Source organism: Pseudomonas sp. LBUM1641 (assembly GCF_059716235.1).
The window spans coordinates 6,215,515-6,228,319 of record NZ_CP166815.1 but is presented as its reverse complement, the minus strand read 5'-3'; the positions used below and the strand labels follow the sequence as shown (position 1 = coordinate 6,228,319).

The following is a 12,805-nucleotide window of genomic DNA, read 5'->3' as shown; positions in this document are numbered from 1 at the left end:
CCTTAAGCGGCGGGTTGCAGGCCCAGGGTGGCGAGCTGTTGCACGCTGCCCTTGAACTGGATCATGCGCGGGTCGTCCAGCGGCAGGTTACGCCCGGTTTCTTTCTGGATGATGGTTTGCAGCTTGGCGTTGTCGACCTTGCCGTCGGCGCCGATGGCTTGCTGGAGTTTTTCCGGGGCCACTTGGGCGGTTTTGCCCGGTTCGAAATAAATCGCGCCGGTGGCGAAGTCGACACCAAAGGCGATCAGGCCCGGGATCACGTAGAACAGCAGGCCGACCGCATCGAGCACGGCAATCGCCGGGTCGATCTTGCCGTCGATCTGGCCACGGCGGTCGGGGTAGAAAATCGAACCGCACGCCGTCAACTGGCTCAGCAGGGTGACGGCCAGAACACTGCCGATGACACGGGAAGCAACACGCATGGGACTCTCCTGAAATGAACTGTAGGAGCGAGCTTGCTCGCGAAAAACGTCAACGATAACGCGTACTGCCTGAGTGCGCGCGGCGCTCTCGGGTTTTTCGCGAGCAAACTCGCGCCTACAAGTGAAGGGTATGCCTTTGAGACCACCACTGACACCCGGCAGTTCGCCGTTATACTCGCCGCTCTGCTTTGGAGCCAGTATGAATTCGTTGCCAATCGATGATGTTTTACCCGCCCTGCGTGACGCCTTGGCGACGCGCCATGAAGCCGTGCTCGAAGCACCGCCCGGCGCCGGTAAAACCACACGGGTGCCGTTGGCGCTGTTGAATGAACCCTGGCTGGCCGGGCAAACCATCTTGATGCTCGAACCCCGCCGCCTGGCCGCCCGCGCAGCGGCAGAAAGGCTGGCCAGCGAGCTGGGTGAAAAGGTCGGCGAAACCGTCGGCTACCGTATTCGCCTGGACAGTAAGGTCGGCCCCAACACCCGTATCGAAGTGGTCACCGAAGGCATCCTCACTCGCCGCTTGCAGGATGATCCGGCGCTGGACGGCGTGGGTTTGTTGATCTTCGACGAGTTCCACGAACGCAGCCTGGACGCCGACCTGGCGTTGGCCCTGAGCCTCAATGGCCGAGACCTGTTTCGCGACGAGCAGCCACTGAAGATCCTGCTGATGTCCGCCACCCTGGAAGGCGAGCGCCTGGCCGGGTTGCTGGACGACGCGCCGATCCTGCGCAGCGAAGGGCGCATGTACCCGGTGCAGACGCGCTGGGGTCGGCCATTCCAGCCCGGCGAATTTATCGAGCCGCGGTTGGTGCAGACCATCCTTGAAGCCCTGCACGATGAAACCGGCAGCGTGCTGGTGTTCCTGCCGGGCCAGGCGGAAATTCGTCGGGTCAATCAGCAGTTGGCTGACGCACTGGGTGATAACACCAACGTGCTGCTGTGCCCGTTGCATGGCGAACTGGACCTGGCGGCCCAACGCGCCGCCATCGACCCGGCGCCCGCCGGCCAGCGCAAAGTGGTGCTGGCCACCAACATTGCCGAGACCAGCCTGACCATCAACGGCGTGCGCGTGGTGATCGACGCCGGGCTGGCGCGGGTCCCGCGCTTTGACCCGGGCAGCGGCATGACCCGTCTCGACACCCAGCGCATCTCCCGCGCCAGCGCCACCCAGCGTGCCGGCCGGGCAGGGCGACTGGAGCCGGGGGTGTGTTATCGGTTGTGGTCCGAGGATCAACATGAAGGGCTGGCGGCGTATTCCAGCGCGGAAATTCTCTCGGCGGATCTTTCCGGTTTGGCGCTGCAATTAGGCCGCTGGGGCGTAGCGCCGACTCAGTTGGTGTGGCTCGACGTGCCGCCAACCGCCGCTTATGCACAGGCCCAGGATTTGCTCGAGCGTCTTGGCGCGTTGAGCGATACCAAGCTGACCGCCCACGGCCAAAAAATGGCCGGGTTACCCGCGCATCCTCGTATCGCTCATTTGCTGTTGCGTGGTCAGGATTTGGGCCTGGCAAACATGGCCTGTGACGTAGCGGCGCTGCTGGGTGAACGCGATATCTTGCGCGGTGCCGGCGCGGATTTGCACAGTCGCCTGGCGTTGTTATCCGGCGAAGAAAAGGCCCGTGGAACCCAAGGTGGCGTGCAGCGTGCCAAACAACTGGCTCGGCAGTACCGTGGCTATTTAAGAGGCAAGGCTGAGCAACCGGTCGCTGATCCCGATCATCCGCGCTGGCTCGGCGCGTTGCTGGCGCTGGCCTACCCGGACCGTGTCGCCCAGCAACGGCGTGCGGGCGGTGCCGAATACCGCCTCGCCAATGGCCGCGCCGCGCTGTTCGCCGAAGCCGACAGCCTGATGAAACAACCCTGGCTGGTGATCGCCGACCTGGGCAGCCGCCAGGGCCAGCGCGAAGAACGGATTTACCTCGCGGCGGATTTTGATCCGGCGTTGTTTGATTCGGTATTGGCCGAGCAGGTGCGCAACGTCGACCAGCTGGATTGGGACGAACGCGAAGGCGTACTGCGGGCCGAACGCCAGCGCAAGGTTGGCGAACTGGTGCTCAGCCGCGAGCCGCTGACCGGCCTTGACGAGTCTGCCCGCAGCCAGGCGCTGGTAAACCTGGTACGGCGCAAAGGCCTCGAACTGCTGCCCTGGACCCCTGAACTGCGCCAATGGCAGGCGCGGGTGATGCTGCTGCGTCATCTGGACACCGGCAAGGCCAGTGAATGGCCGGATGTCAGCGACAGCGCCTTGCTCGCCAGCCTGGAACATTGGTTGATGCCCTACCTGGGCAAGGTGTCGCGCCTGAGCCATTTTGCCAATCTGGATATTTCCAGCTTCCTGCATAACTTGCTGCCGTGGCCGTTGCCTGCGCGGTTGGACGAGTTGGCGCCGCACCATCTGAAGGTGCCGTCGGGCTCGTCGGTGCGTCTGGACTACAGCGAGCAGCCGCCGATTCTGGCGGTGCGCTTGCAGGAATTGTTCGGGCTGGCGGACACCCCACGGATAGCCGGCGGGCGGCAGGTGGTCAAGCTGCACCTGTTGTCACCGGCAAGGCGTCCGGTGCAGGTAACCCAGGATCTGGCGAACTTCTGGCGCAGTACTTACGCCGAGGTGAAGAAGGATTTGAAAGGGCGGTATCCGAAGCATTACTGGCCGGATGATCCGTTGATCGCTGAACCGACTGCTCGGATCAAACCGAGAAAGTAAGCGCGATGAAGATCAAATGTGGGAGTGGGCTTGCTCGCGAAAGCGGAGTGTCAGTCAATGTAGATGTCGACTGACCCAACGCTTTCGCGAGCAAGCCCGCTCCCACATAAATCGGTTTTCACAGAGTATTTGCAGTGTGGCTTACTGCGCGGCGGGCAACAGGAACCGCGCAATCACCGGCAAGTGATTGGAGATACGCACCGTATCGCTCTGTCGCACCTTGCTCTCAACCTTTTTGATTCGCGAACTGTAGAACAGGTAGTCCAGCGTACGATCCGGCCCGTCCACGGTCGGGTCATTCGGGAAATACGTCAGCCATTTATCCCGATCAATGCCGCTGGATTCGTTGTTGCTCGGGATCATCGGGTACTTTTCCCACAGCAGATGCAGTTCACTGTCCGGCGAATATTGCACGCGCTTGCCGGCGTCCAGGCGCAGGAACTGCCCCAGGGGCAGCAGGTTGAAATCCCCGCCCATCAGCCATGGCGTGCCACGGCTTTCGAATTTATCCACCAGCTTGACGGTCGCCTGCACCTGTTCCAGCACCGCGTTGTGCCATGGGGCCGTGCCGTCGAGGCGAGTATTGAGGACGGCCAACTGGCCGCCGTCGCTCAACGGCAGGTAGGTCAGCAATAACGCGGGTTTGGCCTGGAATTGGCGGCTGATCAGATTGGCCTGTGCCACGGGCAATTGCAGGCGTTCGGCGTGTTCGATCTGGTAGCGGCTCATGGTCACCAGCTTGCGGCCGACGCTGCCGAAGATGTGCAGGTCGGGCACAAAGTCGGCTTTCCAGTCGAATGCCTGGACGCTGCACGGATAGAGGTCGGCCAGGCGCTCCTGGAGCAAGGCCAGTTGGTCCTGGTAGCTGGAAGGCTTGGCGCCTTCGTCGACTTCCTGCAACAGCAGGATGTCTGGCTGCTCGTCGCGGATCACCCGTGCCACTTCGTCGAGGCTGGCGGCCATGTCTTCAACGGTGGGGCGGTCGTCCGGGCCGCTGCCGTCCGCGGTGTCGTACCAGAACACGTAGTTCTTGCCCGCCAGGTATTGCACGTTCCAGGTCATGACCTTGAGGGCCTGGCCCGGCAGCAGGGTCGGCGCACGGGGCGCGACGCAGCGGATGGGCAGGGTTTCCTTGTCGGCAGGGCGCCAGGTCAGGCTGTAGATCAAGCCGGTCAGCAGGGCCGCGAGGATCAGCAGGCCCAGCAAGGTAATGCGCAGTAATCGGGTCATCGGCTCGGCTTATGGCGTTGCAGGACAAGGCCCGGAGCATATCACCGCGCGTCGGCGTCGCCACCAATCAACATGAACAGGCGGAACAACACCACGCTGGTGAACAGCTGCAGGAAGCTTTGCGCGCTGTCCATCAGCAGGCCCAGCAGCGGGTTCGGATCCGGGTAGACCGCCACGCTGGCGCCCTTGAGCAACCACAGTGGGGTCATCACGCACAGCAGGCACACGAGGATGCGCCAGAAATGCCCACGGGTCAGGCGCAGGCTTTCCTTCATGGCCGCCAGCGCCGACATGCCCCGCAGCACCAGCAAGTACTCGGCGAAGGCCAGCACCACCATCAGCCATAAGCCCGGCAGGAAATACAGCGACAGGCCCAACAGGATCAGCAGTGTGCTGACCGCCGTCAGCAAGGCGAAGCGCGGCCACAGGGTCAGGGCCATGGCCAGCACATCCGGGGTGCGCGGCGATTCGCCCCGGGTGCGGGCGTCGAGAAACAGGATCAGCGCGCCGGTGTACAGCGGGTACACCAACAGCCCGACAATCACGCTGTAGCCGGGAAATGCATCAGGGCCGAGGGTGTGGTCGAGCACCTGTTGCAGCAGCGCCTCAAGTATTACCAATGGCAGGCACAACTGCACGATGGCACCCAGGTTGCGCTTGAAAAAGAAAAAGGAGTCGCGCAGTACGTCTAACGGATTCATCAGGGTCTTCACAGGCCGAAAAGCAAGGGCGTTACTTTAACCGATCATGACCAGATGCAAGCAAACGTAAACCTTGCGTAAAGACCATTGAAACAATCAGTAACAGCCCCATAACTGGGTTGTACCTTGCACATAGTGGGCAAGGCGAAGATTTCTACCGGCAATCTAACGAGGTCGCCATGAACAGCGAAGAGCAAACCCTGATCGATGGACTGTTTTCACGGTTGCAGCAAGCCGAAACGGACTCAGCCCCCCGCGACGCCCAGGCCGAAGCGCGGATCAAGGAACACGTCACTCGCCAACCGGCCGCTGCGTACTACATGACTCAGTCGATTCTGGTGCAAGAGCATGCAATCAAGAGCCTTGATGCGCAGAACAAGCAGCAGGCCCAACAAATTCAGCAATTGCAGGACCAGCTGCAACAGGCCAGGTCCCAGGCGGCGCAGCCTGCACCCAGCAGCGGCGGTTTCCTGTCGAGCATCTTTGGTGGCGGCTCCCGCGACCCGCAGCCTGCCCAGAACGCGCCTGCGTCCTCCGGCGGCGGCTGGCGTGAACCGGCGCGTCCGTCGTTTGGCGGGCAACCCGCACCGCAGCAGAACTACGGTGCCCCGCAGCAGAATTACCAGCAACCACAGCAGGCCCCCGCAGCGCCGATCGGCAGCGGTTTCCTCGGCGGCGCACTGAAAACCGCAGCCGGCGTGGCCGGTGGTGTGATGCTGGCAGAAGGCATCAGCAGCCTGTTCAGCCACAACTCGCAGCAGCCGCAAGTCGTGGAAGAAATCATCCGCGAAGAGCCGGCCCCGGCCAGCGACAACGGCAACTGGGGCAACGACGACCAGAAATTTGCCGGCAACGACAACTGGGGCAGTGACAACAGCTCCGACAGCTTCGCCGACAACGACTATTCCGACGACTCCTCCTCCTTTGGCGACGACGATTCCTTCGTCTGACCCACACTCAACCGGGGCGCTTCGTCGCCCCGGGCTGATTTTTCTCGGAAACGGCCTTGTGGCTGGCATACTGGCAACCTTTCCGGGCCTTTGAGTCCGGGGTCCATGCGCGTGTCATGAGGATTTGCGGTGAAAAAGATAGCCGTGTTCGCCGATGTACAAAACCTCTACTACACCGTGCGCCAGGCGTACGGCTGTCACTTCAACTACGCCGCCCTGTGGGCTGACATCAGCCAGCGCGGGCAGATTGTCGAGGCGTACGCCTATGCCATCGACCGTGGCGACAGCAAGCAGCAGCAGTTCCAGCAAATCCTGCGCAACCTTGGTTTTACCGTGAAGCTCAAGCCTTACATCCAGCGCAGCGACGGCTCGGCCAAGGGCGACTGGGACGTGGGCATCACCATCGACATCATGGACGCCGCCGCCCATGTCGACGAAGTGGTACTGGCTTCCGGCGACGGTGATTTCGACATGCTGCTGGACCGCATCATCAACAAGCACGGCGTCGAGGCTGTGGCCTACGGCGTGCCGGGGCTGACGGCCAACTCACTGATACGCGCCGCCAGCCGCTACGTGCCGATCGAAGGCGCGTTGCTGCTTAAATAGTTTTTTGACGGAGTTGGAACAGGTTTGGAACGTATAGCGGTCATCGACTTTGAAACCACCGGCATCCAGCCGAGCAGCAGCTGCCGGGCCACGGAAATTGCCGTGGTCATCCTGGAGCAGGGCCAGATCGTGGACCGCTACCAGAGCCTGATGAACGCCGGCGTACGCGTGCCGGGGTTTATCGAGCAACTGACCGGCATCAGCAACGCCATGCTGCGCACGGCGCCGTCGGCAGAGCGGGTGATGAACGAGGTGAACGAGTTTGTCGGCACCACGCCGCTGCTGGCGCACAACGCCGCGTTTGACCAGAAGTTCTGGGATTTCGAGCTGGGGTTGATCCGGCGTACCCGTTTGCAGAAGTTTGCCTGTTCATTGTTGCTGGCGCGGCGCTTGATGCCGGCGGCGCCGAATCACAAGCTGGGTACGCTGACCTCATTTGCCCAACTGCCCCACACCGGCAAGGCTCACCGGGCGATGGCGGATGCGGAGATGGCGGCGAACCTCACCGCGCATCTGGCCCAGGAACTGCGCCGCACCCACGGGTTGCGAGAGTTGTCACACGAACTGCTGTGCAGCTTGCAGAAGGTTCCGGCGGCGAAGATCAATGATCATCTGAAGAAGCATCGCGGGTTCTAAGGCGCTCAAGCCGAATGCCCTCTTCAACATTGCGAAGATCCAAATGTGGGAGCGGGCTTGCTCGCGAATGCGGTGTATCAGCAAACACATGTGCTGACTGACACGGCGCCTTCGCGAGCAAGTCGAATCGTCGCACCGCCGCTCCCACATGAGTTTTGCGGTGTTATCGAGGCTGTAAACAGTCCAGCGACCGATCCACCACCACCTTCGCCATCTCCACCAGATGCATCACAGCCCGTTGCTGCCCGTTCATCGGCTCGCCGGGTATCTGTGCGGTTGCCACGGCGCAATGCAGCAAATCGGCCGCCCGTGCCAGGGCGTCTTCGAAACTCATGTTGTCGTTGAGCACGAAAGGTGCGCCGTCCGGGGCGGAGGCTTTGAGGTAGTAATCGATGGCGCGGCGGGTGAGTGGGCTGTCGCTGCAAAACTCTGGTGGATCGGGGGTGACTTTGACCATGGTGTAGCTACTCCGTAAGGTAAGAAGCTTCACCCGTTCGCTTGCACGCGAATGAGGGTGGCAGCAGTACGCGGGTGTGCAAGACCGGGACGGAATAAGCCCGGCAGATCCGAAAATCTCCCGCGCACAGCTGCCATAAGGCATTTACGCATTTCCCGTTGGTCGGACTTGCACGTCCGGTCACCGATTGTTCGATGACCGAGCGAGACTAGCTACCTGATCCGGCCGAAACAAGGCGGCTGGATTTTCTAGGAAAGGTCCTGCAAATGAAAGGGATCAGTCTTGCTGGCCCCAAAAAAGTAGGCGTATGAGGAAGGAAATGGAAAGTAACCTCGCGCGATTTGAGATCAGCGAAAAAGTCATTCAACTTTTTGTTGATATCGTCGGCTTCATCGACCGAAGCCAAGTGACAGAGCAAACGGATTTTATTCATGACTTTGAGATCATTGATGACGACCTGACTTGCTTCGTCATGCAGATCAAGTGGCAGTTCGATTTGCGCGCGGCCCAGGAAGACTGGAGCGGTATCACTACCATTAAACAAATCGTCGACTTGATTGTGCGGCAGCGGTGAATCTACTGACGACATCGCAGGCAAGCCAGCTTACACAGTTGACCGCGTTGTGAGGCTGGATGGTGATCGTTCCCACGCTCCGCGTGGGAATGCCGCCCTGGACGCTCTGCGTCCGCTCTTCAAGTCGTGACGCAGAGCGTCACCGGATGCGTTCCCACGCAGAGCGTGGGAACGAGCCGCCGAGCGGCGTGTTCAGGTCCCACTCTTCCCATTTCCCTCCAACTGCCCCAACGGCACCCGCCGCTCTATCGCGCTCGACAAGATGATCGAGGTCTTGCTGAGCCCAAACTTAGCCACCCGATTGATCAAACTCTCCAGCTCCGGCATCGACCCCACCGCCGCCTGCATGATCACGCACGGATCGCCGGTCACTCGATGGCACTCAGTCAATTCAGGGATTTCCGCCAGGGCGTCGTACACTTTCTGGCTCCCATGGTTGGTCAGCCGCAGCTCAATCACGCACTGAATCGGCAACCCCACCTTCGACAGGTCAACCTTGGCCTGATACCCGGTAATCACCCCGCTGGCCTCCAGCTTCGCTACCCGTTCGGCCACGGCGGGCGCGGACAGGTTCACCGTGCGCGCCAATTGCGCGTAGGACGCGCGGCCGTCTTCCAGCAGGGCGCTGAGAAGCATGCGGTCGTATTTGTCCATGATAAGGCTCCGGGAACGGGTGGCTTTCGAAAGCACGGTTTATAGCCTTGATAACCGTGTTTTGAAAAGTGTACGGGCGCTTTAAACAGGTTTTGTAACTTATGTTTACCGCCGGGGATTTCTAAAATAACGCTCCTTTGTCCTGCCGCAGAGCTACCCAATGCCTGGCCCACGTCGCTTTCCCTTACCGTTGATCGCTGCCTTTTTTGCGTTGTACGTGATCTGGGGGTCTACCTACCTGGTGATTCGTATCGGTGTGGAGTATTGGCCGCCGTTGCTACTGGCGGGGATTCGCTTTATGACGGCAGGCGCGCTGATGTATGCCTTCCTGCGCTGGCGCGGGGCGCCGGCGCCGACGTGGGTGCAGTGGAAGGCTGCCGCGAAGATCGGCATTTTGCTGCTGACCTTCGGCAACGGCGCGGTCAGTGTGGCTGAGCATACGGGCGTGGCGTCCGGGGTTGCCGCGTTGGCGGTGGCGACCGTGCCTTTGTTCACCTTGCTCTGTGGTTATTTCTGGGGCGCGCGTAATACCCGCCTGGAATGGGCCGGTGTGGTGCTGGGGATTATCGGCATCGCCATGCTGAATATGGGCTCCAACCTGCAATCGAGCCCCACCGGTGCGGCCTTGCTGATTTTTGCGGCGGCTGCCTGGGCCTTTGGGTCGGTGTGGAGCAAGCATTTGCCGCTGCCTCAAGGTGCGATGGCGAGTGCGGCGGAGATGCTGATTGCAGGCGCCGTGCTGCTGGTGCTAAGTGCCGTCAGCGGCGAACACCTGCAAGCCATGCCGCCGCTGGAAGGCTGGCTGGCCTTGGCGTACTTGACCGTGTTCGGCTCGATCATCGCCTTCAATGCCTATATGTACCTGCTCAAGCACGTGCGCCCGGCGGCAGCAACCAGCTATGCCTACGTCAACCCGGCGGTGGCGGTGTTGCTCGGGATTGTATTTGTCGGCGAGACCATCGGCACGGAAGAGGCCCTGGCGATGTTGGTGATCATCAGCGCTGTGCTGCTGATCAGCCTGCCACAGTGGCGAAAGCCGAAACCGGAAATAAGGTAAACTGCCGCGCATTGCGACCTTGCGCTGACTTTTTCCTACGGTATTTCCATGACTTTCGCCACACTTGGCCTGATCGAACCCTTGCTGCGCGCCCTTGAGACGCTTGGCTACCAGACCCCGACGCCGGTGCAGGCGCAAGCCATTCCGGCGGTGCTGGCCGGTCGCGACCTGATGGCTGCGGCCCAGACCGGCACCGGCAAGACCGCCGGTTTCGCCGTGCCGCTGCTGCAACTTCTGACCATGGAAGGGCCGAAAGTCAGCGCCAACTCGGTGCGCGCGCTGATCCTGTGCCCGACCCGCGAGCTGGCCGAGCAGGTTCACGCCAGCGTCGCCGAGTACGCCCAAAACTTGCCGCTGACCACTTACGCCGTGTACGGCGGCGTGAGCATCAACCCGCAGATGATGAAGCTGCGCAAGGGTGTTGATGTGCTGGTCGCCACCCCTGGTCGCCTGATCGACCTGTTCCGCCAGAACGCGCTGAAACTCAACCAGCTGCAAACCCTGGTGCTGGACGAAGCCGACCGCATGCTCGACCTGGGCTTCTCCGAAGAGCTGGCGAACATCTACCGCATGTTGCCGAAAAAGCGCCAGACGTTGCTGTTCTCCGCGACCTTCTCCGACGAGATCCGCCAGTTGGCCGGGCAGATGCTGATTGATCCGCTGACCGTCGAAGTCAGCCCGCGCAACGTTGCCGCCAATACTGTTAAGCAGTGGGTGGTGCCGGTGGACAAGAAGCGCAAGGCGGAGCTGTTTGTGCACCTGATGCGCAAGGGCCGCTGGAAGCAGGTGCTGGTGTTCGCCAAGACCCGCAACGGCGTGGATGCGCTGGTGGAAAAACTCCAGGGCCTGGGCATCAATGCCGACGGGATTCACGGCGACAAGCCACAAGCCACTCGCCAGCGCGCGCTGGATCGCTTCAAGAGCAGTGACGTGCAGATTCTGGTGGCTACTGACGTAGCGGCCCGTGGCCTGGACATCGAAGACTTGCCGCTGGTGGTCAACTTTGACCTGCCGATCGTGGCTGAGGATTACATCCACCGTATTGGCCGTACCGGTCGTGCGGGCAACACCGGTGAGGCGATTTCCCTGGTGTGTGCGGATGAAGTGAACATGCTGTCGGCCATTGAGATGCTGACCCGTCAGACATTGACCCGGAAGATGGAGCAGGACTTCGAGCCGGAACATCGCGTGCCGGATACCGATGCCACTGGCCAGGTGGTGAAGAAGCCGAAAAAGCCGAAGAAACCCAAGGCGTCCGGTGGCGGCAAGCGCAACCTGGGCAAGTGGGTGGAGAGTGGCGAAGTGTCGGTGGCTGAGCCGTCGATCAAGCCGGTGCGCAAGGTGCCTGCGTTTAATACCGGCCCGCGTAAGAAGAAGTAAGGTCACTGTGGCGAGGGAGCTTGCTGTGGCGAGGGAGCTTGCTGTGGCGAGGGAGCTTGCTCCCGCTGGAGTGCGCAGCGCTCCCATTTTTTTTGGGGCCGCTACGCAGCCCTGCGGGAGCAAGCTCCCTCGCCACAGGTAATCAGTTAGCCGCCAGCCATTCCAGCACGCCGCGCCCAGCCACTCGCCCGCTGGCAAAACACCCCGTCAGCAAATACCCGCCCGTCGGTGCTTCCCAATCCAGCATCTCGCCTGCGCAAAACACGCCCGGCAATTGCTTGATCATCAAGCGTTCATCCAGCGCCTCAAACGGCACACCGCCCGCAGTACTGATGGCTTCGTCCATCGGCCGGGTTTTCACCAGCGTCAGCGGCAGCGCCTTGATATCCACCGCCAACTGCGCCGGATCATTGAAATGCTCGGCTGGGGTCAATTCCCGCAGCAGCGCCGCCTTCACCCCGTCCAATCCCAACTGACTGTGCAGATGCTTGCTCATCGAGCGTGAGCCGCGTGGCTTGCTCAGTGCTGCAATCACCTTGTCCAGCGGCTTACTTGGCAGCAGGTCGATATGCACCGTGGCCGATCCATTCCGGTTGATCGCCTCACGAATCGGTGCCGACAACGCATAGATCAGGCTGCCTTCGATGCCCGTGGCGGTGATCACGCATTCACCCAGCCGAGGTTTATCGTCCGCTAACCCGATGGCGACGTTTTTCAACGGCGCCCCGGCGAATTTGCTGACCATCAATTCGCTCCAGGCCGACACCTCAAATCCACAGTTACTCGGTTGCAGCGCCGTGTAGGGCACGTCTTTGTCTTCCAGCAATTTCAACCATGCCCCGTCCGAGCCCAGCCGCGACCAGCTGCCGCCGCCCAACGCCAGCAGCACCGCATCACCGTGCACATTTTTTTCGCCCTCGGGGCTGTGGATAAGCAGGCTGCCGTCGGGATTCCAGCCCAGCCAGCGATGACGGGTGTGGATAACTACGCCTTGGTCCCGCAGGCGCTTGAGCCAGGCGCGCAGCAGCGGGGCGGCTTTCATGTCGGTAGGAAACACCCGGCCGGAGCTGCCGACAAAGGTTTCAATCCCCAGCCCATGTATCCATTCGCACAACGCTTCGGCACCGAACTGACGCAGCAACGGCGCCATGAACGGTGCGCGCTCGGCGTAGCGCGACAGGAACGCCGGGTAGGCTTCGGAGTGGGTGATGTTCATGCCGCCCACGCCCGCCAGCAGGAACTTGCGGCCAACCGACGGCATACCGTCGTACACGTCGACCCGGACTCCGGCCTGGCTCAACACTTCGGCGGCCATCAGCCCGGCGGGGCCGCCGCCGATGATGATGACGTGTTGAGGTGAGGTTTGAGGCTGGGGCATGGGGATAACTGCGGTTCGGCAAAGTAGGCCGAGCATTCTACCCGAGGACGGCG

General features: G+C 61.5%; 13 protein-coding genes. 7 read left to right on the top strand and 6 right to left on the bottom strand.

Features of this window, described 5'->3' with window-relative positions; genetic code table 11:
* Nucleotides 1–2: 2 nt before the first annotated feature.
* A complete protein-coding gene (gene pmcY, locus ACA046_RS28675; protein ID WP_459023992.1) occupies nt 3–422 on the bottom strand; it encodes a periplasmic Zn2+ metallochaperone PmcY in 420 nt (139 codons plus the stop codon).
* A gap of 199 nt (nt 423–621) precedes the next feature.
* On the opposite strand from pmcY, the gene hrpB reads away from it, so the two are divergent.
* Entirely contained in the window at nt 622–3,129 is a 2,508-nt protein-coding gene (gene hrpB / locus ACA046_RS28670; RefSeq protein ID WP_497675404.1) for an ATP-dependent helicase HrpB, read from the top strand.
* 141 nt (nt 3,130–3,270) lie between these two features.
* Here the strand turns inward: hrpB and ACA046_RS28665 are convergent, their stop codons facing one another.
* Both ACA046_RS28665 and ACA046_RS28660 read right to left on the bottom strand, forming a co-directional pair.
* Nucleotides 3,271–4,359, bottom strand: a complete 1,089-nt coding sequence (locus tag ACA046_RS28665; RefSeq protein WP_497675403.1) for an endonuclease/exonuclease/phosphatase family protein — start codon at nt 4,357–4,359, stop codon at nt 3,271–3,273.
* Nucleotides 4,360–4,400: 41 nt separating this feature from the next.
* Nucleotides 4,401–5,060, bottom strand: a complete 660-nt coding sequence (locus ACA046_RS28660; protein ID WP_459023986.1) for a DUF7847 domain-containing protein — start codon at nt 5,058–5,060, stop codon at nt 4,401–4,403.
* A gap of 179 nt (nt 5,061–5,239) precedes the next feature.
* On the opposite strand from ACA046_RS28660, the gene ACA046_RS28655 reads away from it, so the two are divergent.
* From ACA046_RS28655 to ACA046_RS28645, 3 genes are all read left to right on the top strand, one after another.
* Entirely contained in the window at nt 5,240–6,010 is a 771-nt protein-coding gene (locus ACA046_RS28655; protein ID WP_459023984.1) for a DUF2076 domain-containing protein, read from the top strand.
* A 129-nt stretch (nt 6,011–6,139) separates the two neighbouring features.
* Nucleotides 6,140–6,616 carry an NYN domain-containing protein gene (locus ACA046_RS28650; protein WP_017476223.1) on the top strand — a complete coding sequence of 159 codons (477 nt, stop codon included), beginning with the start codon at nt 6,140–6,142 and terminating at the stop codon, nt 6,614–6,616.
* A gap of 24 nt (nt 6,617–6,640) precedes the next feature.
* Nucleotides 6,641–7,252, top strand: coding sequence for a 3'-5' exonuclease (locus ACA046_RS28645; protein ID WP_017476222.1), 612 nt, complete (start codon nt 6,641–6,643; stop codon nt 7,250–7,252).
* Between the two features lie 163 nt (nt 7,253–7,415).
* On the opposite strand, the gene ACA046_RS28640 is transcribed toward ACA046_RS28645, so the two are convergent.
* A complete protein-coding gene (locus ACA046_RS28640; protein WP_017477876.1) occupies nt 7,416–7,709 on the bottom strand; it encodes a DUF6124 family protein in 294 nt (97 codons plus the stop codon).
* Between the two features lie 319 nt (nt 7,710–8,028).
* Between ACA046_RS28640 and ACA046_RS28635 the strand changes: the two genes are divergently transcribed.
* Nucleotides 8,029–8,283, top strand: a complete 255-nt coding sequence (locus ACA046_RS28635) for an acyl carrier protein (protein ID WP_497675402.1) — start codon at nt 8,029–8,031, stop codon at nt 8,281–8,283.
* Nucleotides 8,284–8,475: 192 nt separating this feature from the next.
* Here ACA046_RS28635 and ACA046_RS28630 read toward each other — a convergent pair whose 3' ends face one another.
* Nucleotides 8,476–8,937, bottom strand: a complete 462-nt coding sequence (locus tag ACA046_RS28630) for an Lrp/AsnC family transcriptional regulator (RefSeq protein ID WP_497675401.1) — start codon at nt 8,935–8,937, stop codon at nt 8,476–8,478.
* A gap of 160 nt (nt 8,938–9,097) precedes the next feature.
* On the opposite strand from ACA046_RS28630, the gene yedA reads away from it, so the two are divergent.
* Both yedA and rhlE1 read left to right on the top strand, forming a co-directional pair.
* Nucleotides 9,098–9,994, top strand: a complete 897-nt coding sequence (yedA, locus tag ACA046_RS28625) for a drug/metabolite exporter YedA (protein WP_177113515.1) — start codon at nt 9,098–9,100, stop codon at nt 9,992–9,994.
* 48 nt (nt 9,995–10,042) lie between these two features.
* On the top strand, nt 10,043–11,374 hold the full coding sequence (rhlE1, locus tag ACA046_RS28620; protein WP_201140865.1) for an RNA helicase RhlE1: 1,332 nt from the start codon (nt 10,043–10,045) through the stop codon (nt 11,372–11,374).
* A gap of 142 nt (nt 11,375–11,516) precedes the next feature.
* Here the strand turns inward: rhlE1 and ACA046_RS28615 are convergent, their stop codons facing one another.
* A complete protein-coding gene (locus ACA046_RS28615; protein WP_497675400.1) occupies nt 11,517–12,752 on the bottom strand; it encodes a TIGR03862 family flavoprotein in 1,236 nt (411 codons plus the stop codon).
* Nucleotides 12,753–12,805: the final 53 nt, after the last annotated feature.